At 41.9% G+C, this 21,920-nt stretch carries 16 protein-coding genes; 5 read left to right on the top strand and 11 right to left on the bottom strand.

All coding sequences use genetic code 11. The features are described 5' to 3' along the window. Positions 1-123 precede the first annotated feature (123 nt). The 3 genes from V7K67_RS19500 to V7K67_RS19510 form a co-directional block, all read right to left on the bottom strand. Entirely contained in the window at positions 124-1,323 is a 1,200-nt protein-coding gene (locus V7K67_RS19500) for a response regulator (protein ID WP_334729415.1), read from the bottom strand. Between the two features lie 705 nt (positions 1,324-2,028). Next, positions 2,029-2,958 (bottom strand): N-acetylmuramic acid 6-phosphate etherase, encoded by a 930-nt coding sequence (gene murQ, locus V7K67_RS19505; RefSeq protein ID WP_334729416.1) that lies wholly within the window; start codon positions 2,956-2,958, stop codon positions 2,029-2,031. A 91-nt stretch (positions 2,959-3,049) separates the two neighbouring features. Further along, positions 3,050-3,478, bottom strand: coding sequence for a DUF3110 domain-containing protein (locus V7K67_RS19510; protein WP_334705683.1), 429 nt, complete (start codon positions 3,476-3,478; stop codon positions 3,050-3,052). 271 nt (positions 3,479-3,749) lie between these two features. Here V7K67_RS19510 and V7K67_RS19515 point away from each other — a divergent pair, with 271 nt between their 5' ends. Beyond that, positions 3,750-9,437, top strand: coding sequence for a translocation/assembly module TamB domain-containing protein (locus tag V7K67_RS19515; protein WP_335167981.1), 5,688 nt, complete (start codon positions 3,750-3,752; stop codon positions 9,435-9,437). Between the two features lie 62 nt (positions 9,438-9,499). On the opposite strand, the gene V7K67_RS19520 is transcribed toward V7K67_RS19515, so the two are convergent. Both V7K67_RS19520 and V7K67_RS19525 read right to left on the bottom strand, forming a co-directional pair. Further along, the gene (locus V7K67_RS19520; RefSeq protein ID WP_334729490.1) at positions 9,500-9,970 is read right to left on the bottom strand and encodes an Rpn family recombination-promoting nuclease/putative transposase; all 471 of its coding nucleotides are present in this window, start codon (positions 9,968-9,970) and stop codon (positions 9,500-9,502) included. Positions 9,971-10,133: 163 nt separating this feature from the next. Further along, entirely contained in the window at positions 10,134-11,063 is a 930-nt protein-coding gene (locus V7K67_RS19525) for a carbohydrate ABC transporter permease (protein ID WP_335167983.1), read from the bottom strand. 153 nt (positions 11,064-11,216) lie between these two features. Here V7K67_RS19525 and V7K67_RS19530 point away from each other — a divergent pair, with 153 nt between their 5' ends. Continuing rightward, complete coding sequence (locus V7K67_RS19530; RefSeq protein ID WP_335167985.1) at positions 11,217-11,879, top strand: GIY-YIG nuclease family protein; 663 nt, start codon at positions 11,217-11,219, stop codon at positions 11,877-11,879. Positions 11,880-11,985: 106 nt separating this feature from the next. On the opposite strand, the gene V7K67_RS19535 is transcribed toward V7K67_RS19530, so the two are convergent. Further along, positions 11,986-12,762, bottom strand: a complete 777-nt coding sequence (locus V7K67_RS19535) for an ABC transporter ATP-binding protein (protein ID WP_334705679.1) — start codon at positions 12,760-12,762, stop codon at positions 11,986-11,988. A gap of 601 nt (positions 12,763-13,363) precedes the next feature. Here V7K67_RS19535 and psb27 point away from each other — a divergent pair. The 3 genes from psb27 (at position 13,364) to V7K67_RS19550 (ending at position 18,275) form a co-directional block, all read left to right on the top strand. Beyond that, positions 13,364-13,768, top strand: coding sequence for a photosystem II protein Psb27 (gene psb27 / locus V7K67_RS19540; protein ID WP_334705678.1), 405 nt, complete (start codon positions 13,364-13,366; stop codon positions 13,766-13,768). 497 nt (positions 13,769-14,265) lie between these two features. Next, the gene (locus tag V7K67_RS19545) at positions 14,266-15,765 is read left to right on the top strand and encodes a family 10 glycosylhydrolase (RefSeq protein ID WP_334729491.1); all 1,500 of its coding nucleotides are present in this window, start codon (positions 14,266-14,268) and stop codon (positions 15,763-15,765) included. Between the two features lie 839 nt (positions 15,766-16,604). After that, positions 16,605-18,275: an MBL fold metallo-hydrolase gene (locus V7K67_RS19550; RefSeq protein WP_335167988.1), complete on the top strand. Its 1,671-nt coding sequence runs from the start codon at positions 16,605-16,607 to the stop codon at positions 18,273-18,275. A gap of 58 nt (positions 18,276-18,333) precedes the next feature. Here V7K67_RS19550 and V7K67_RS19555 read toward each other — a convergent pair whose 3' ends face one another. The 5 genes from V7K67_RS19555 to V7K67_RS19575 all read right to left on the bottom strand — a co-directional run bounded on the left by V7K67_RS19555 (position 18,334) and on the right by V7K67_RS19575 (position 21,686). After that, positions 18,334-18,645 (bottom strand): DUF6679 family protein, encoded by a 312-nt coding sequence (locus tag V7K67_RS19555; protein ID WP_012408115.1) that lies wholly within the window; start codon positions 18,643-18,645, stop codon positions 18,334-18,336. Between the two features lie 219 nt (positions 18,646-18,864). Further along, complete coding sequence (locus V7K67_RS19560; RefSeq protein ID WP_334705674.1) at positions 18,865-19,026, bottom strand: hypothetical protein; 162 nt, start codon at positions 19,024-19,026, stop codon at positions 18,865-18,867. Between the two features lie 556 nt (positions 19,027-19,582). Beyond that, positions 19,583-19,843: a hypothetical protein gene (locus tag V7K67_RS19565; RefSeq protein ID WP_334705673.1), complete on the bottom strand. Its 261-nt coding sequence runs from the start codon at positions 19,841-19,843 to the stop codon at positions 19,583-19,585. 273 nt (positions 19,844-20,116) lie between these two features. Next, positions 20,117-20,905 carry a Nif3-like dinuclear metal center hexameric protein gene (locus tag V7K67_RS19570; protein WP_334729421.1) on the bottom strand — a complete coding sequence of 263 codons (789 nt, stop codon included), beginning with the start codon at positions 20,903-20,905 and terminating at the stop codon, positions 20,117-20,119. A gap of 31 nt (positions 20,906-20,936) precedes the next feature. After that, entirely contained in the window at positions 20,937-21,686 is a 750-nt protein-coding gene (locus tag V7K67_RS19575) for a hypothetical protein (RefSeq protein ID WP_334705671.1), read from the bottom strand. Positions 21,687-21,920 lie beyond the last annotated feature (234 nt).

The raw sequence follows: 21,920 nt of genomic DNA on the forward strand, positions 1-21,920 counted from the left end.
TGATTGTTTGAGTAAATCTAAAATTCAAAATTGTTTTATCTCAATAATTTAATTTTTACTTAGGTGGAAAAATCTATAAGTTTTGAGGAAGAATGCAGAATCAAAAATCGTCTCTAATTCTCCCTAATTACAAACCTCTAAACTAGATTTACTTTTGTCAGTGGATACATTTGATGTAGGCAAATACTTGCGAACAATACTCATTACCTTATCAGCCACTACAGGTTTAGTGAGAAAATCTGTAGAACCAACTACTTTGGCACGAACTCTATCTAACAGACCATCACTGCCTGTTAATATAATTATTGGCGTGTTGGAAAAGGTAGATATTCGTCGTAACTGAGTACAAATTTCGTAACCACTGGCAACTGGCATAATCAAATCCAAGAAAATCAAGTCTGGTTTATCCTGAATGAGGGTTGGTAAAGCTTGTACAGCATCTTGAATTTTGACAAACCTCAAGCCATTGGAAGTGATAATATCCTCTAGCATTTTACATACTTGAGGGCTATCATCGACACAAGCCACTAGTGGAACAGTCCGCTTCTTTGCTTGTGTGGTAGTAGAGTTATTGTTGACTTCAGTAACTCCTAAAGGCAAGTCAGGTACTTCTACCAATTCAATGATTCCTTTAAGGATATAGGGAAGCAATGAACGGGTGAGTGGCAGTACACTCTGCTTCATTTTCATGGCTAAATCTCGCAGAGTGAATTTACCATTGATTAAATTCACAAAGTTTTTGTAGACAGATGGACTAACCATCTGCTGAAGTTGTTCTGGTCGTCGGAGAACTGGTGCCAAGTCAGGAGAAAAATTTGCTAAACCAGCTTCTGACCAAATTTTCCACGAGTCTTGCATGTGCTTTACAGACATTTCTGCACTCGTGAAGCTCATTGGGGTTTCTAAGATAACTTCTTGGCTGCGATTGCAACTTATAGAAGCAAAGTTTCCTTGTAAAGCTAGGTCAAATAATAGTTCTGCTATCGTATTTTCTGCAATAGATTGAATCTGTTCCCTCTGGATTTTCTGTTTTTTATAAAAGACTTCTATCAGTTTATAGTCCCAGTAATCAATTGATAGGTCTTGCACACGTAACTGCAACTTATCAACATCAATCTGGGGACAATTTTGAGCTATATGTCTACGCCAACGTCGGAAGGGATGAGTTCCCCCAGTTGCCCAAACTATTCGTCCCAGTCGATAGTAAAAAGTCCATTGACTGCCTTTTGAACTCTTAATACTTAACTTGCCATTGTATTGTAACTGAGTACAAGTTTTAAATTCATTTACTAGGTTATTTGAAATAAGTTCCTGATGGGGCATAGTTTGTTCCTTTTATTAAAAATATAGCCATTAAAACCGACACTAGTATAGAACGGCACAAATTCAGCTAGCATCTCAATTAACCTAATAACTTACTCAAGTTCCTTGTGAAAGCCAGGCAATACTTCCGCCACAGTAGTGTTCAGTAAATATGTAAACAAGTATAAATGCATTTGGTATATAACAGTCTAAATTAAGATTATTAAAAGCAAGGTAGATGGAAAGATAGCAAAACCGTTGCTAGTAAATAATTTATCTAGCATAGAGTTTTTATTGATAGACTTTATTTTTCTGCTAGTTCTGCTAAATATTTATGACTAAAGTAGGTTGCCATCGTCCACATCATGATGTACTGAGTATTAATATATCATTTTAATAATTTTCATACAAAATCATATCCGTATAAGTTCTGAATTTTTGTTTAAGAAATATTAGCAGTCTCTAGAGAATTGTGCTTTAGTTATTGAAATTGACAATTTATGTTAAAAATACTTATTTAAGTTTGCAATTATTAATACATTTAGTTAATGTCAGCTTTTTTAGGAAATATATTTTGAAAAAGGCGTACTACTAAGACAAGTAGCAGCCATATTATAGAGTAGACATCTCCAGAAATATGCTTTATCAGCAAAACTTATAAAGACATAGCACTGCTATACCTCTACATTCTTTTTCACTAGATATCTAGTATTTATTTAGGAAAATTTATTCAAGTTGTTTGTGGTTTTGATAGCTCACAACAGCTGCTCTGAGATTACTTTGGTGTTCTGAAAGCAGTCGATCGCCCTCGTCTTTTTCCAAACCAGTCCAGTGCATCAATAGCGCTAGCTTAACCCATTTCCCACTGCGTTCTAGTAAAAAACCAGCAGCTTCCCGACTTAAACCTGTGAGGTCTTGCAAAATTCGCAAAGCGCGATCGCGTAACTTTTGGTTTGTTACCGCCACATCCACCATGCGATTGCCATAAACTTTGCCTAGCTTGACCATCACCCCACTAGAAAGGATATTTAAAGCTAATTTAGTGGCTGTACCAGCTTTCAGGCGAGTTGAACCGGCGATGATTTCTGGCCCTGTCAATAGGCGAATGTCAATATCAGCATCAAAGCTAACTTGTTCAGCGGGAACACAGGCGATAAAAATAGTTGTGGCTCCCCGCTGACGAGCAGCATGAAGGGCACCGTGGACATAAGGCGTTGTTCCACCAGCGGTAATGCCAACTACGACATCTAGTTGGGTAATATGTCGCCCAGCGATCGCACTTTCACCATCTTCGATGCTGTCTTCTAAATCTTCAGAACTGCGTACCAGTGCGCCAGCACCACCAGCAATAATCCCCTGTACCAACTCTGGGGGTGTACAAAAAGTAGGTGGACACTCAGCAGCATCTAACACCCCTAACCTGCCACTTGTCCCTGCACCGATATAGAATAGGCGTCCTCCGTGGCGCAAACGCTCTGCGGTACGCTCAATTGCTTCTGCCAAGTGAACTTTCGCCGCTGCAACTGCTGCGACAGCTTTTTGGTCTTCGTTATTAAACAACTCCACCAATTCCAGAGAACTGAGCTGGTCTAAGTTCAGACTGTTAGGATTTACCAGCTCAGTTAAAAGATGTCCGCGTTCCTGCAAGTTTGTCATTTGTCCTTTGTCCTTTGTCCTTTGTCAGTTACCAATGACCAATGACCAATGACCAATGACCAATGACCAATGACCAATGACCAATGACCATTTACAACAATCCTTCCAATTTGCGACGAATCTTCTCTAGTTCAGAATCAGACAATTCTGGTTCTTCTAGTGGCTGTTGATTGAGCAAGAAGGTGTCTTCAACAGTATCCTCCTTCTTGGCATCTGCTTGCCAGTCAGTTTCTTCTACATTCAGTTCTGGGGGAGTGACAACTAAATTGCTGTTTTCTGGGATAATTTCCCATTCATATCCAGCACTTTCGCAAAATTCCTTGATTTCCTCAGCATCGATCGGCTCTGGTGTCGGTGCGGGGAAATCCTGAGCTTCTAACATTAGGGCAAAGCGCGTCGCATCGTCTTCTGACTCGAACATCAGAATTTTATTGCGATTGCCCTCCCGAATCGTGTGAATCCCCTCATTTTCCGTTCGAGCATTAAAAATTAACACAAAGACACGCATTGGTGTAATCATCTGTCCTTTTTAAGGTTTATTCATATTAAAGTTCGAGATTGTGCCTCAAGGGAAGTCACAGGAACAATTTTCACTCTATTCAGATTTTCCTGAAAACGCCAATATTATTAAGCATAAGTATTAGATTGAGATTAGATCGAGCAAATACCGTAACTTAACCAATGAGGTCTTGGGTTTAGTTGGCGTATCCTGGAAATGGCATACTGAATCAATGTGCCAGTTAATGCTTGTGTGTGCCAGCGACATCCGGCAATTAATACAGTGAAAGCAAATGATTAAATCTCCCAATCAAGATTGTCACTCCCCTTACCCTAACCGCAAGCGTATGTGGTTGCTGGTGTTGAGTCGGGGTAGCATTGCCTTGGGCGGACTTTTACTGTTAGGAGTTATTGTCGGTATTTGGCGGTTGTGGACTTTTGTCCAAACACAGTTAACACCTTTGGCACAACAAAGTCTCACGACTACACTCAATCGTCCGGTAAACCTAGGAAAAGTCACGCAATTTTCGTTGACGGGAGTGCAGTTTGGGGCTTCCACTATCCCCGCGACAAGTACAGATCCAGACCGAGCCACAGTGGAATCTGTAGAGGTGGGTTTTGACCTGCCACAACTAATCTTTAACCGCCATTTAAAGCTAGATGTCACCTTAGTCAACCCAGATATTTATATTGAACAGGATAACCAAGGGCGCTGGGTTTCCACTACTATAGCGTCGTCAGGTGAAGGCAGCCCGATTAAAACCGATTTGGACAACCTACGGTTTCGCAATGCCAAGCTGGCGTTGATGCCGCAGAAGAGAGTAGGGGGAGCAGGGGGAGCAAGCTCCTCCTCCTCATCTCCCTCATCTCCCATAACATTTTCTCAACTCAACGGATCTGCTCAACTCCTAGCAAACAACCAGTTGATCCGGTTTGAAGTTGGGGGTCAAGCAGACAGTGGTGGCAGTATTTCTATTCAGGGAGAAACGCGTTCCAGGGTGCTAGCAGGAAACTTCCAGGTGCATGCACAAGACTTGCTGGCTGCGGATATTACTCGGTTGATTAAGTTACCAGTGAACTTACAAGTGGGTCGAGCCAATGGCGACTTGCTGGTTCGCTTGACGCCAGGACAGCAAACTTTATTGTTTGGCAATGCTGCTGTACAAGGGGTAACACTTCAAATACCCAAAGTCCCGCAATTGTTGAGCAATAGTCAAGGAAACCTCCACTTCCAAGGAACGGAGTTGCAGTTAAATAATGTTACTAGCAACTACGGCAAAATTCCCCTAGTGGCTACGGGAATCATCGACACTCAAGCAGGCTTTAAGTTGGCAGCGCGTGTAAATGCGGTGAGTTTGGCCAATGCCCAGGAGACTCTCAAGATAAAACTACCTGTGCCGATCGCTGGACAAGTACAAGCAGACTTACAAATTACCGGATCAACAAAAGAGCCAATTCTCTCTGGCTCAGTTGCCACAATCCAAACTGCCCGAATTGATAAAGTTGATTTTAATAGTATCAGTAGTAAGTTTGAGCTTGTTACTAGTTCCTCTTTAATTACCCTGAAAGATATTCAAGGTAAAGCTAAAGTTGGTGGTGACATTACGGGCGCTGGCACAATTCAACTCGGTAAAAGCCCACGACTGGATTTAAATTTTGCTGCCAAAAATGTTCCAGGGGATGCGATCGCAAAAGTTTATGAAACAACACCCGCTTTTCAAATTGGCAATGTCTCAGCTACAGCCGAACTAACTGGCGCTCCCACCAATGTCCAAACTGTGGTACAGTTTCAAGCTCCTAACGGAACTTACCCCGGAACAGGCGAAGTTGCAATTGCTCCAAATCGCACCGTCTCCTTCCGCAATGTGGCTCTAAATGTCAGTGGTGGCACAGTCCGGGCAACTGGTAGTTATGCCAATGAGCGTTGGCAAGCTGTGGCTATTGCCTCTGGGGTAAAATTGGAACCCTTTGTAAACAAAAGTCAACTGCAAAATGTCTCTTTGGCAGAGGCACAATTCAATGGTCGTCTCATCCTCTCAGGAAGTACAGCACCATTTAAAATTGCCACGGTTCGCAGTGATGGGGCAGGAGTTCAAATTGGTGGTGGCACAGTTGCAATTTCTAATATCCAACTGCAAGACCAAAGCTTTTCTGCTCAACTTGTAGCTAATGATGTGCGGCTGGGACAAATATTGAAACAGTCTCCCCCAGCTTTAAATAATCCTTTGGCGGGAACGTTCCAAATCGCAGGCAACAGAGATAATTTCAGCCTGAAAACCCTCCGTGGCAGTGGTGAAGGTCGCCTTGCTATTGGAAGTGGCACGGTTACAGCCAAAAATATCCAAGTGGCTAATGGTGTTTATCAGGCGCAAGTTCAAGCTAAAAATATTCCTGTGCAGCAGTTGGCAACATTACCAAAGCAGTTCCAAGGTGCGTTAACTGGTCAGTTCAACGTGGCGGGTTCTGTTGATTCTTTTAAACCGCAAACTATTCAAGCCAGTGGTCAGGCGCGGATAAATGTTGGAAGTGGAACGATTACAGCCTCTAATATTCAAGTGGCTAATGGTGTATATCAGGCGCAAGTTCAGGCTAAGAATGTGCCTGTGCAGAAGTTAGCAGCAGTACCAAAGCAATTCCAGGGAGCGTTAACTGGTCAAGTAAACGTGGCGGGTTCTGTTGATTCTTTTAAACCGCAAACTATTCAAGCTATGGGTCAGGCGCGGATAAATGTTGCAGGTGGAATGATCGCAGCCTCTAATATCCAAGTGGCTAATGGTCGCTATCAAGCTGTAGTTAATGCTTCTGGTGTGGAATTAAATCGGTTAAATCAGCAATTACGAGGTCAGTTTGGCGGTCAGTTGCAATTAGTTGGCACGCTAGGATCTTCCAAATTAGCTGATGTGCGTGCCGCTGGACAGGTGCAATTATCTCAAGGTATCCCTGGTCTTGAGCAACCCCTAAGTGCTGCGATCGCTTGGAGTGGTGAAAGGCTGACCATTGAGCGAGCAACTGCTCCCGGCTTAAGTGTGACTGGTAACATATTAGCCAATACTAAACAGGCAGGCATACCGGAAATTACTGCCCTAAATCTCAATGTCCAGGCTCAGAATTACAACTTAAAACAGTTACCAATCAATCTTCCTAATCAGGTTGCTGTGGCGGGGAGAGTAGATTTTAATGGTCAAATTACTGGTAAGCTACCCTTGCCAAATGTGGTAGGACAAATTAACTTACGAGACTTGGTTGTTCAAGATATTGCCTTTGAGCCGTTGTTAACTGGAAACATCGATTCCGCACAGGGACGCGGTTTAAATTTGAACTTAGCAGGTAATAGCGATCGCCTCTCCTTCAATTTAGATGCCAATAATCGCCCGAAATCCTTCTTAGTCAAATGGCAGCAAGCATCAGCCACAGGTAATATTCAAGGGAATGATTGGGCACTAAAAGTTGCCAATTTCCCCTTACAAGTATTGAATTTGACTCCACCAGCAATGACTCGATTGGGTGCTGGTAAGATCGCTGGATTGTTGACTGGGGATTTACTATTTAATCAGCAGACATTGGCAGCAACGGGGAATTTAGCGATCGCCAATCCGCAAGTTGGCTGGCTTCGCGGCGATCGAATAGCTGCTCAATTCCGCTACAGTAACGGTAAAGCCACACTCGCAAGCAGTGAATTTGTCAAAGGTAGCAGTAGCTATGCCCTTGTCGGTACTTTTGCTCAAACTCCGAAAGGCCCTCAACTACAAGGTAAACTGAACGTCAAACAGGGTCAAATCCAAGATGTTGTAGCTGTAGCAAAAGTATTTGATTTACAAAATTTGCCAGGTGGTTCAGCAGCAATCTACGGTACAGCAGCAGATCTAACCACCACCCCCCAAGGAGCGCCAAATCAACCCTTATTAACCCAAATCCAACGGTTTTCTGAAATTGAAGCCCTAGTAGCAGAAGAAGAACAACAGCGACTTGATTCCACTCCCATACCGGATTTAGCAGACTTAAAGGGGACTTTCAACGGGGAAGTGGCTGTAAATACAGCTACAACCAATGGATTATCAGTGGAATTTAATTTGAATGGAGAAAACTTTGCCTGGGGTAAAAAAGAAGAGAGAAATCGTTTTTATACTGCCGACAAAGTTATTGCTGAAGGCAACTTTGAAAACGGTGTATTGAGTTTGCGACCATTACGCCTCGAATCTCAAAACAGGCTAATTGCCTTCACGGGTAACGTTGGCGGTGATGAACAATCTGGTCAGCTGCGGGTGAATAATTTTCCGGTACAAGTACTGAATAATTTTGTCAAATTGCCAGTTGGAATCACAGGTAATCTTAACGCTACAGCAGCTTTAGCAGGCAGCATAGCTAATCCCCAAGCTAGAGGGGAATTGCAAATCACAGAAGGAATGCTGAATCAAAGCAAAATAGAGTCAGCAACAGCAAGTTTCAGCTATGCCAACGGACGCTTAAACTTTGATAGTACTGTAGCAATTGCTGGGCCAAAACCTGTTGATATTACTGGCAGCATACCTTATAAATTGCCTTTTGCTTCCGTTGCACCAGACAGCGAGCAAATCAGTTTGGATATGAAGCTAGAAAACGAGGGATTGTCACTGTTAAACGCATTGACTAATCAAGTGGTATTTGAGAAAGGTGAAGGAGAAGTAGATCTCAAGGTGCGGGGAACATTGCAAAAACCCCAAGTAGATGGAATTGCTACTGTTAATAATGCTACTTTTTCAGATCAGGCTTTGCCAGGTAAGCTGAGACGTGTCACAGGTAGAGTACTGTTTAATTTTGACCGCATATCAGTAGAAAATCTTCAGGGTAGATTTAGTCATGGGAAGGTAGAAGCTGCTGGAGAAATTTCCATTTTCAACAATGAGAACGTGACTATTAATAATCCCCTGACTGTTAACCTCGAAAAGTTAGCGTTGAATCTTAAAGGACTTTATCAGGGAGGCGCTAGCGGCAATTTGCAGATTACTGGTTCTGCCCTTAACCCCATGATTGGCGGTAGAGTCAATTTATTTGATGGTCAGGTATTGCTGGCAGAATCTACCGACACCACGACATCTGGAAATGGTAGTATTGGTGTATCACCCACAAAAGCCGATAAGCAGAGCAAACCTGAAATTGAGAATGGAAAGGGAAATGCAAACGCCAGATTTAATAATCTAGATTTAGAACTAGGTAAAAACGTCCAAATTACCCGTGCCCCCATTCTTAGCTTCCGCGCTACTGGTAATCTCATCGTAAATGGCTCAATCAATCAGCCTATACCCGATGGGACTATCCAGTTAGAACAAGGTGGAGTCAATTTATTTACTACCCAATTTAACCTTGCTCGTGGCTATAAACACACTGCAACTTTTAGTCCTTCTCAACCTCGCGACCCCAACTTAGATATTAGGCTATTTGCCAAAGTACTGGATGTAACTCAAAGTAATGATTTCGGACGGGTAAATGCCACAGGTTTATCAGCCTTAGAGAGTGTTCGAGTCGAAGCTACTATCAACGGTTTAGCGAGTAAACTGAATGAAAATTTAGAACTAACAAGTAGTCCGTCACGTAGTCAAACCGAAATTGTTGCTCTTTTAGGAGGTGGATTTGTAGACACCCAAGGACGTGCAGACAGTACTTTGGGTCTGATTAACATCGCAGGTTCGGCTGTATTCAACAATTTTCAGTCAGCTTTTAACCAGATTGGGAGTACCTTTGGCTTAAGTGAATTGCGGATATTTCCTACCGTTATTTCTGAGAATCCCGAAGCAGGAAGAAGCAATTCAACTTTGGAATTAGCAGCTGAGGCTGGAGTTGATATTTCTTCTAAGATATCTGTTTCCAGTATCAAAATTTTGACAACAAATGACCCATTCCAATGGGGTGTTAATTACCGGATAAACGACGAATTTCGTGTTCGTGCTTCCACTAACTTAACTGATGACAGTCGTGCAGTCGTCGAGTATCATACCCGATTTTAAATCCCCGTCTCAAACTATTTAGAATTTGGAATTTGGAATTGTTAATTACTTCCTATTCCCTCTTATCCTTGCTTCTCAATAGCTTGTTGTACCTGTTTGATATCCAATTCTAATGCTTCGGCGATTTGCTCTATACTTAAACCAAACTTAAGCAGACGGGGTATAGTCTCCAGCTTTGTTTCTTCTCGAACCTCCTCTTTTACTTCCTGCTTTGTTTCTTCCTTTACTTCCTGGTAAAATTTAGTTTGTCTCCAATCAGTTAATCCAAACATCGCTTCCAACTCCTGCTGACTGTTATTTACAAATTTATAGATAAGCATTCTCTCTACTAATTCTAAGAGATTACTACGGTTAGCTTCATGCGTTTGTTGTACTTGATTTATCAAGTTTTTTGCTTGCTGTATGGCTTTATCTTCTGCTGCAACTACTAACTTAATCACACCTAGCCCAATCGAAGATGATGGTACATCATCTAACTCGTCTAAATAAATTATCCGAATTTGCTGTTGAGCTAATGATGTTTGATAAATAATTTCTCAAGGTTAGTATTAATTATAGGAAATAATGGACTTAATCTCAATACTGCATTTTCTTCTAAGCTCCACTTTATGCAAAATTAAGAACTTGGTTCCCTCTATACGGCAAAACCCTAGCTTTTTGGCAAAAGCTTAGATTTCAGCTTAAATTAAGGCAATATCAAATTGTAATATTATCATCCCCTTGCTGATTAATAACTAATCGCAAAATCGATAACCCCAAAATTATCAAAAATAGCACTAACCCAATCGTGCAAGCATAGCTAATTTCCAAGTTGTTAAAGGCTTGCTCATATAGATAATAAACTATTGTTTTCGAGCTATTGAGTGGCCCTCCTTGAGTCATAATGTAGACTTCTTCAAACACTTTGGTTGCAGAAATAGCCGAAATAACCGCCACTAGTGCTAAATACGGCTTCATCAAAGGTATGGTAATATCCCAATGTTTGCTGATACCATCAGAGCCATCGATGGCTGCGGCTTCGTACACATCAGCCGGAATTGATTGCAACCCCGCTAAATAAATCACCATGTAGTAGCCTAATCCCTTCCACACGGTGACAGCCATCACGCTAGCAAGAGAAATTGGTACGATGCCAAAAATTTTTGCTGGGCTAGTTAGCCAAGGAATACCTTCTGGAAAAATACCTAAAGCTTTAAATAACTGATTGAGTAATCCGTTTTCTGCATACAGCCATTTCCAAGCTATTCCCGCAACCACCATTGAAATTACCACTGGGGTATAGTATGCTGCTCTAAACCAATTCATCCCTTGCAATTTCTGATTTACCAAAATTGCTAGCACTAAGGGAGCAATTACTAAAATTGGTACTACACCCACAAGATATAAAAAAGTGTTTTCCAAGGTTTTCCAAAAAACTGCATCCTTCCAAAGCTTGAGGAAGTTGGCGAAACCTATCCATTGTGGTGGCTGGGCAATATCTTCATAGCTCGTAAAGCTTAGGTAAAATGCTTGCAGTGCAGGCCAAAAGACAGTTAACCCTAAAATAACTAAGGCGGGTAGTAAAAATAAATAAGGCGTTAGACGCTGTTTGATGAACATCCAATTCTGAGGTGTCAATTGATTCATAGGAAATTTAATAGTTGTTTTTGCTTTGTCAGAACAAGAATTTGGAGATGTGAGTAGATTTAAGCTTCAATATTTTAAGGGCATATATTTGCTTGCGTAGCGCTTCGCGCTTGTCGTAGGCATTACTAATTAATAATTCAGAGATAAACTGCGATGGAAACTCAGCACAATCCACCAATTGAACATCAAAATGTCCCCATAAACCACCGTGGACTACATGATTTTTTGTACAGTTCTGAGGACGAACACGCCGCCGTTGAGGTGAGTATAACTCCTGAACTGGCAAACAATGGTACTGAAATCATTGATCTTGAAGCTTGGAGTGCGGCTACTCAGAACGCAAAAATTGCTGGTGTTTACGCAGTATTGGACACAGAACGCCACAGTCAGTACATTGGCTATTCTCGAAATGTATTGCTTTCCCTAAACAGTCATCTTCGCCAAAATGGTAAGCAAAAGTGTGCTTTTGTACGTGTGCAATCATTCAAGTTCCCCAAGCGTCAAGAAATGGAAGATTTACGAGATGCGTGGATAGCAGAACTCGAAAGTACACCACCTGGTAATGCTTCCGAAAGTGGAATGTGGGCTAGTACAGTAGGCGAAGCTACTAAGGCGGTAATGTCGGAGACGGAACGTCAAACCTATGAGGATAAAAAGCTAAAACTGCGGAAAGCAATGGCTGATACAACCCTTTCTAAAGAGTCAGAAACAACAGATGCAAGTCAAGCCGAACGTCAGCGTCAACTTGAAGGTGCTGTGAAAAACGATGACTGGAGTGTAATTATCGACGCACAGACACAGGAAACTAAGTCTTAGGATGAATGTTCAGTCTTCTCAGTATTTCCCCACTTGGATACCCCATCTCTTTACAGGATAGAGGTATCCAAGGCTTTTTTGTGATAAAAACTTTAAGACTAGAATCTTAAACAGCAGAAATAGCACAAACTTGTAATCCAACGGGTGTGTGAATAATCACTGATTCTACGCCGAACACTTGGGCGATCGCATTTGGTGTCAGAACTTCTTTAGGTGTACCAACTTCCCAAATATGACCCTGTTTTAATAATGCAATGCGTGAACTATACCGGGCTGCTAAATTCAATTCGTGTAAAACTGTGACAATAGTTAATTCCTGCTGTTGATTCAGTCCTTTGAGCAGTTCCAATAGTTGCAATTGATAGTTGATATCTAAAAAAGTTGTCGGCTCATCTAATAATAGAACTTTGGGTTCTTGCGCCAGCGCCAGAGCTAAAAAAGCCCGTTGTCTTTCACCACCTGAAAGTTGTTCGACTAAGCGATCGCTTAATTTCTCTAATTGCGTCTTTTTAATTGCAGCTTCAACTTTTACCCAATCTTGGGCATTTAATTCCCATTGCCACCAAGGTTGATGCGGCGTGCGTCCTAAGCTTACTAATTGTCGCACTGTTAAGCCAACGGGAACTGTTTGTTGTTGCGGTAATAATGCCAGCTTTTGTGCAACTAGATTTGGAGGTTGAGAGTGAATTGCTTTGCCATCCAGTAGCACTGTTCCATGTTGTGGCGAGAGAATACGACTCAGTAATTTGAGTAAAGTCGATTTACCTGAGCCATTAGCACCAACTAAACTCAACCATTCTCCTGTTTGCAGAGTAAGGTTAATGTCTTGGACAATTGGCACTAAGGCGTAACCGCCTGTGAGGTTTTGTAGTTCGAGTGGCATTTCAGAAAATCAAAAATGAGAAATTTATTTAATCTTACAAGATTTGATTTGAGTGGATTATTTGACAATTTCAATTCAAAAAGTTAGTCGTCGCTAAGATTTGGCTGCAATCTTCTTTAAGATATAGCAACCGCCAAGGTGGTTAGGACAAAGAATATAATCTATGAGTAAAGTAATACTAGAGAGCCAGTCCAGTAGAGGTGCTTGACCTAAAACGCAAGATATGGGTGTTGTTAAAATTGGGGATTTGAGTGTTCAGTTTTTATGCGATCGCTAAAAATCAGACCCAAATATTTCACCCAAAATAGGCGTTTTATCCTAACGCACATACTTTAACCATCAGCAAGATTTTCCAAGTTTGCATTATCGATGCCCCACCCCAGAGATCGCAAATTTGTTTAACTTTGATTGCGATAGAGACACAAAGCGCCTTATAGCCCAAATGGGTGTAGAGAAAATTACAGTTTGACAGTTATTTTAATTGCTGCTATTGGGATCAGCCGCTTATATTTAGGACCATACTCCCCACTCCTCACTTAATTGATCCCCAAGTTACCAATCCAAGATAGGATGGACGTTGATTTACGTATTCTTTTACTTAATGCATATGAAACGCTATTGGTCGCGTTTGCTTGCGCTGGTTTTGGTTGTATCTATCGGCTTAATGGGATGTTCTGGTAGTCCAGATAGTTTGACTGGGGATTATCGTCAAGACACCTTAGCTGTGGTCAATATTATGAGACAAGCTTTGGATGTTTCACAAGATTCGCCAGACAAAGCAGCAGTTCAAGCAGAAGCGCGTCAAAAAATTAATGACTTTTCAGCTCGCTACCAGCGGGTTAATTCTGTTTCTGGTCTTGGTTCCTTTACAACCATACGAACAGCCCTCAACTCCCTAGCTGGACACTACAGCTCTTACCCAAATCGTCCTGTACCCGAAAAACTCAAAAATCGTCTAGAGAAGGAGTTACAGCAGGTAGAGACGGCGCTGAAGCGTGGTGGTTAGCTATTAACTATTGCCTATTCCATCATCAATAGTCAGGAGTCAAAACTTTTGACTCTTGGCTATTTTGTCAACTTTATATAAACCTGAGCTTTAAATTTTTAACTATATTAACGTGAGTCTCCGTTGGAGGCGCACGTTAATATAAGCCGATGCATTGGTATCAAAGTATATTGGCAGATTTAATTCACTACGAATTAATGAAATACTGTATCTATGTAAAAAATATTACTATTTTTGTCAGATTTCCACTAACTAAGGTAGAAACAGAATCTACCCAATAGTAGACTAAACTTGCCTTGTATTCAGGTATTGTGTACTGCCATTTATACGTTTATGTGTTTATAAAAGAATACGGCAACAGAAATATGTTCTTGGGAGTCTTAAAAAAATAGGTTTCAGAACCTTTACTAGTTAACTATATAATTCGATACACGTTGCCCACAATTATCTGATTTGGGATTGATTTGAAGTTTGAATTTGTTCATCTACTGCTAGGTATGTCTAACCGTCCCTTGAACTTTATAAGATCAACATTATTTTGGCGGCGCTTATTCGCTGTTGTTTTCACTAGTAGTTCGTTGCTCCCCAACTTGGGGAGCGAACCAGCAAGGGCGCAAGTGAGTGAGTATTGTCAGTTATCATCAGCGGCGGCGCAAGAAAAAGAAAGCTTACGTTTGTCAGCCCTTAAAGGCAATGAAAATGCTCAAATGCGCTACCAAAATATGCTAAAAGAACAGGCACAGGAATTACAGGAGTGCCGGACTCGGACTTGGCCGCAAGTTCAAGCTATTTGGTTGCGCTTGTATCCTTGTGACATTCAGCCAGGAACAATCGATCAGATTATGGATCGGATTGTTAATCGTGGCTATAACCAAGTTTATGTAGAAGTATTTTACGACGGGCAGGTATTATTACCAGCAAGAGCTAACCCGACAGTTTGGCCTGCCGTGATTCGCACCCCTGGGGCAGAAAACACTGATATACTCGCCACAGCAATTAAAAAAGGTCGGCAACGTGGTTTGAAGGTCTACGCCTGGATGTTTACCACAAATTTTGGCTATACTTACGCCCAACTTCCAGACAGAGAAAGTGCGATCGCTCGTAATGGCAAAGGTCAAACGAGTTTATATGTGGTAGATAACGGCTCTCAAGTATTTATCGACCCCTACAACCTGCAAGCAAAACGCGACTACTATCAATTGGTACAAGAAATTTTGCGTCGTCATCCAGATGGCTTGTTATTGGACTACGTGCGTTATCCCCGACAAGCTGGAAGTGATTCCATTGCCACCAAAGTTTCAGATTTATGGCTATTTACTCCCGCAACCCAAGAAGCTTTATTTAAACGGGCACAAAATTACAAAGGGCTGGACTTGATTCGCCGCTTTTTGAGTAAGGGATTTGTCACTGGTGGAGATATAGCGGAAGTCGATAAACTTTATCCCCAGGAAGGGGAACCCCTCTGGCAAGGACGCCCTCTCCCACCAGCAGAAAAATCAATCCTGCCTGCAACCGATAGACAGCCGCTTTTACAATGGGAGTTGTGGCAGCTTGCCGTTGCCCACGCCATGCAAGGAATTCTAGATTTTGTCACCATAGCTAGTTACCCAGCAAAGCAGCAAGGTATTTCCACAGGAGTGGTGTTTTTCCCAGATGGCAATCAAACTGTAGGACAAGGGTATGATTCCCGTTTGCAACCTTGGGATCGGTTCCCCACTACATTAGAGTGGCATCCGATGGCTTATGGAAATTGCGGTGATGTTAGTTGTATTGTGTCGCAAGTGCAGCGGGTTTTGAGTATGGCAAAACCAGGTACACAGATCATCCCGGCTTTAGCTGGTAAATGGGGAGAATCCGTCAGTAATCGTCCATCCCTAGAAGTACAAATGCAGGCACTCCGAAAATTTGCCCCCCAATTGAAGGGAGTGAGCCATTTTGCTTATTCTTGGCAATATCCTGAGAGTGATAGCGATCGCAAATTCTGCCGAGTTAAGTAGACTTCTTGCAGAAGTAGTAAACATTCCCTTTGGGAAAAGCAGCTCTGGCAATTCGTGCTGTTTCTTCTGGTATTACCCATAGTTCCATTGGATGGAGTGTCATAATTTTTGCCCCCCGATTTTTCCTCAACCTGCGACTTCTTTTCTGCCCGCTCTCACTATCATTTCAATAACTGCACACTTTTCTCAAATTAATTGACCATCTACTTGTGGATCTGACCCCTGACTAATTCGCCAACAACATCATTTATTTATGGACAGGTGAACCGAAAGGTTCTACAATTTGACTGATTGCGGTAAATTTACCTATTGCCCAATCCATATAAGCATAGTAAAGATTTTCTAGTGATTCCGTTTGATTGCGGAAGCACTAAATTAATATAGGAAAGTCTTTGAGTAAAGGGCAGCAAACAAATGGATGTAAAGCTGATTCTAGCTGGATTAACAATTATATTTACGCTTTCGTGCTTATTTTTCGGCACGAAAAATGGATTCTATGATTCAGATAACTATCATGGCAATGGCTCCGCACATTGAGAGAAGTCTGTAGACGCTTGATCGACTTCCCAGAGGGTGAGTTGGCTAAGAGCGTTCATAACTTGCAAAGGGAAAAGAAACAAGAGGCAAACTCCTTGAGCTACTAGTTTGATGGCTTCTCGTTAGCCCACCTTTCCGAACCAGTGCGGGTTCGGTGGAGGTGTCCTCCCCAATCCAAAATCTGTATTCTCAGGGTGTAGGGGCGCACAAGAAAACTTACCCCTAAGTCACAAAACCAAAATTTGTGTAAATTTTGGCTTTTGGGATATGTCCATGATGATGAGGTTTGAGGGGAGGAGAGCATGAGGGATAATCTGTCGGCATCCTCTCGCGTAGATGGTGCGGAAGCGGGTAGTGAATTAGAATGTTTGCCCTATAGTGTCCAGCATGACAATGAGGGTGTGTGTTTATTGGTGAAGATGGGGCCACACCGTATCCTGCTGGACTGCGGTTTGGAGGATATTTCATTGCTGACCAAGGGGCTTACTAAGTCGGTACGTGGAGCTAGCTCGACCCTACCAGCAGATTTAGTTTTGATTAGTCACGCCCACCCAGATCACTCCAGAGGCTTACTGGCACTGCATAAAGCTTTTCCCAAGTTACCTATTTATGGTAGTGAGGTGACTAGCAAGTTACTGCCGCTGAATTGGCTAGAGGAAGACCCTCAGAAAATTTCCCAATTTTGTCATGCGCTGCCGTTGCGATCGCCTGTGGAACTCCAAGATGGTTTGGTGGCAGAATTATTTCCCGCAGGGCATCTACCAGGGGCAGTGGCAATTCTCCTGACCTACACCACCCAGCAGCGTACATACAAACTACTGTATACAGGAGACTTTTTCTTATCCAACTCCCGGCTGGTAGAAGGTTTGCGTTTAGAGGAACTGCGGGGCTTAGACTTGGATGTGCTAATCATTGAAGGTAGTTATGGCACATCCCGTCATCCTCACCGCCGCAACCAAGAAAATCAACTAGCCGAGCGAATTAATCGAGCGATCGCTGACCATTGTTCTGTAATTCTTCCCACTCCGGCTTTAGGATTAGGTCAAGAATTATTAATGCTTTTGCGATCGCATCACCACTTCACTGGACGAGATTTAGATATTTGGGTAGATGGTGCCGTCGCTACTGGGTGTGATGCCTACCTGGAACTGCTACCCCACCTCCCCCCATCGGTGCAGAATTTCGCCCGCCATCAACCCTTGTTTTGGGATGAACGGGTGCGTCCCCGCGTGCGCCGTTTGCAACCAGAACATCGTTCCAATGTGGGCAAGTCACCTTGTATTGTCCTCACCGACTCGACATCTGATTTAGGTGAACATTGCCAACTAGACACCGGCCCCTGGCTAATTCTGCTACCAGAAAAAATTGATATAAAAGTTAACAAAGAATATTTAGCACCTACCAGTGTCGAAACCTATCTCTTAGCTCAACATAGTGATGGCCCTGGTACTACGCAGCTAATTCATAACTTGCGACCCCAGCACGTCATTTTCGTCCACGGTTCTCCTGCCTACTTGGCAGACTTGACTAGCTTAGAGGAGTTGCAAAACCGCTACCATATACATTCTCCGGCTGCTGATACCTTGGTAGAACTGCCCATCGGCGATACATTTTTACAACCGGCAGCACCAGAAACTAATTACGAAGGCGAACTGACAGAGTTGGGAACAGTAATTACAATCACCCTAGCCGATGTGATTACTACTGATCCGCGTTGGCGGCAATTTGCCGACACTGGTTTGATCGAAGCTCGTTGGCAAGGGGAAGAATTAGTATTAAGGGGATTGTCTCAACGAGAACTGCTCAACCAAAATAGCGATCGCTATACATGGACAGATGTAGACTGTTGTGGTACTTGCCGACATCAAAGGGGGCAGCGGTGTTGGAATCCAGCTTCCCCGTTGTATAACTTCAAAGTAACTCTCGAAGGTTACTGTCCTGCCTTTGAAAGTTTATCTAATCCTGAGTCCTGAATGCTTAATACTGAGTTAGGATTTTTTAACTCAGCACTCAGCACTCAGCACTGATTATTTATTCTGGATTCGAGTCAGTGTAACGGTTGTGGATGCGCTCTGCTTCGGGACAATCTTCAGTCATCAGAGGTTCCACATTCCCGCGCGGTACTGAAGCCAATTTTTGCGTTACAGCACCAATGCTCTCAAGGCGAACCATTTCTTCCCAAGAACAAACTTCATCCTCTTCTTCTGTTTCATAGCGTAGGGTAACTAAATCTCCCTCTATGTCTATGATGCGGGCGCGTTCAATCCAGCGTTGCTGGTCCCGCAAGAAAACACATACCTCGCGCCCATCGCAACACAGTTGATAAATCTTGCGGTGTAGCATGTATTGTTTCTGCCTTTTTAAACAACGTAGTTAAACCTGTCAAAATCTGGGTTCTACCCCATTACATTACACCTTTAGGAGGTTAATTTCACTCTTCAGAACAAGTACGCTTCATCACCCAATCCCAAGACTTGCTTCTAGTTGTCAAAATATCGGGAAATGTTGGGTCATGAATCAATGGTTGCTCTCACAATGAACTAAGTCTCCCTCCGGCTCATTCTAGGGAATGTCTGCTTCATCGAAGAAGTCAAACAATTCAGTACCTGTCCTAACCAGGTTCATATTTGTTGGTGAGTCATTCTTACCATTGTGTAATAAAGAATACTCCAAAACAATCGTTGATTGCGGTTGTTTAATTTGCCTACTTTTAATCATTGGCATTACTGGGAAGTCCGGGGACTTGGTTTTACTTTTACCCACTTGTATCTGATCTTAACTCATTCTCTTGCTGACCTTGATGGTTTTCTACAAGAACACCCAAAGAGTTTTGAGTTTTTAAGATTTTTGCCTGATTATAACTAAGAAAAAGGCAACGGAGTTGGGAGAAAAGGCAGATAAACAAAAGAGATAAGGGGCAGAGGGTAAATACCCTGAGAAGATTGATTCTCTTCTGCTTCTTTTGTGGGAGTGTCAGCAAGATTTAGGGACATCCAAAAATTAAATTACTCAATTTTTGCATCCAATAGGAGCAGCAGGACTTGGTAGACAAGGGGGACAAGGGGGACAAGGGGGACAAAGTAGCAATATCTCTCCCAAGTCTCCCCAAAGCGATTGATTATTTTTTTATTTGTCAGTCCCTTATCAAGAAAGGCGGTTCTTGCTGTTCGCGCAGCGTGTTGTAGACAGGCTAGGAGACAGGAGGAAAACTTTCAGTAAAGCGACCAGATGGAGCTTGCGGTTTAAGACTATCACTGAATTTCCGTTCAGTGACTCCAAATCATTCGGGGTCGAATCCTCTTGGAGTTTGCTCATCCTGCCTCCTGCTACCTTCAACCGATAGAGGAAATTCCATAAGCACGTTCGACGAGGACGCTTCTCGTTTAATTTGACCTGCGCGAACTGCATTGTATAGGGATGCGAGAAAAGGCAAATCCTCTGACTGATAGCATTTGGTGGACAGTACTTGCTGGAGTAAACCCTCAGATTCAACACTAAGATATCCAGTTTCAAAAGCAGATTCAATGAGTGTGCGAATCATCTTGATTAGGGCAGAGTAAACAATTTATTATGTCAAGTGTGGAACATTTTCCTCTGCTACTAATTGATATGGAACATTAACAATATGTGATTATAGTTACACGTATTAAGTGATTTAAATCACAATAATGGTTAAAAATAGAACTTTATGTGCATCTGACTATTAACTTACGGATATTAATATTTATAATGTTAATAAGTATTAATAAGGTTAACCTACATGATTCAAAAAATTTTTAGCAAGCATCCAAAAAATCTAGTGAAGCAGAGACAATCAAGCAAAAAACTGGCGGAAATCTTCATCTTTTTGACTTAATTGCACCCAGTCTAGATTTAAGGACTGGAATTTTTGCACTAAGCGATCGCAAGCCGGACGTTCGGTAGCGTAATGTCCAGCATCGATTAAAATAAGATTGCAATCGCGGCTTTCTTGAAACTGATGGAATTTACAGTCAGAAGTCAGATAGGCTTGGGCACCAGTTTTGGCGACGGCTGAAATGTAACTAGCCCCCGAACCACCCAAAACAGCAACTCGTGAAATTGTTTGCTGTAAATCAGCAGTTGGGGAAAAAATTAAATTAGGGGGAGAAAGTCGGGTTTGAATGGTGGCGAGTAATTCCTGTAATGTCAGAAATGGCTCTAGCAAACCAACACGACCATATCCTAATCCTCCTTGTGTAGGTTCTATGGGAGTAACTTCTTTGAGTTCTAAAATCTGAGCTAAAACGTCAGCAGTCCCATCTTGCACTTGGTCAAAATTCGTGTGAGCAGTGTAAATACCAATATTGTGGGTAAAAGCTAACCGTACCATTTCTGCGATCGCTTCACCAGTGCGTAAAGATTTGAGAGGATTAAAAATTAAAGGATGATGGGCGAATATCAGATTAGCATTTTCTGCGATCGCTTCCTGCATTACCGCCAAAGTTGGTGTCAAACAAACTAAAACCCGTGCTTTTGCTTGTAAAACTCCTGGTTCAATTTGCCAGCCACAATTATCCCAACTTTCACACCAAGCAGGATTTGCCCATGCTTCAAACCAAGTAATTAAATCAGCAATTTTCATAATTATTTTATTCAGCAATTTTTAATTGCTATCAGTGTCTCTGTGGTTGAATATTTAATTTTAATGCTAATTGCTGGCGCATTTCTTGGAAAGGTTTGTTCCACACAGGGCTAGCATTCCAGTTCCACACTGCTACTGGAATAAGTTGTTCTTCAGCAAGATAACTTAACAGACGGTATTCGTCTTCTGGTTCACGAGAAAAAGTGAAGGGGTTGCGGTAGCCTGTATCACAAAGTTTATAAGATACGACCTGACCATGATTAATCCGTTGTAAAAGTTCCTTACCTTTGACAAGCAAATAATCCAAAAATAATAGACTAAAAGGCTCTATATGTGCGCGTTTTTGTGGCTCTTTTTGTACCCATCTTGCCCACTCAAATCCATATATAAAATCATGAACATAACGGAAGCGCATTTCCGTTTTATTTCCGAACATCTCCGTTAGAGAAATCATCTTTTCACCAAAAACTTTTAAGAATGGAATAGCGCCCTCATCCGCAGTTAAAGCCTGTCTAAGCATACTACTTACAAGAAAATCAAAGTCCCAGAAGATGTTTTCTGGGAAGTTTTGTAATTGAGTACGGACGATACTTTCGAGAGTTTGTTGAATGGTTATGATAATTTGAATGTCAGTATTTTGTTTAGTAATCAAATTTCCCAATTCTGCAAAGCTGGTAATTAATGTCTTTTCAGGACTAAGTGACAATAAGCTAACAGACTGCTGGGCAAGGACTTCATCAATAAATTTAAAGTTATGAGTTGGTGTCAGTTTTTGCTTCATAGAAATAGCCCACACAGCTTAACACTAAATATTAGTGTATATCGGCATAAGTAGATTATTTAATAATCACAAATAAACTTAACTTTTGAATTTACAAATATACACGAATTATTTAGTCTATATAGTAATCCTAAATGAGTTGTGAAAATCTAGAGACTCAGATCCCCAACTTCTTTGAGAAGTCGGGGATCTGATTGTTCAGTTTTGTACCAATAATTTTTATGATAAAGGTAT

Source organism: Nostoc sp., from assembly GCF_036917155.1.
Classification (GTDB): domain Bacteria; phylum Cyanobacteriota; class Cyanobacteriia; order Cyanobacteriales; family Nostocaceae; genus Nostoc.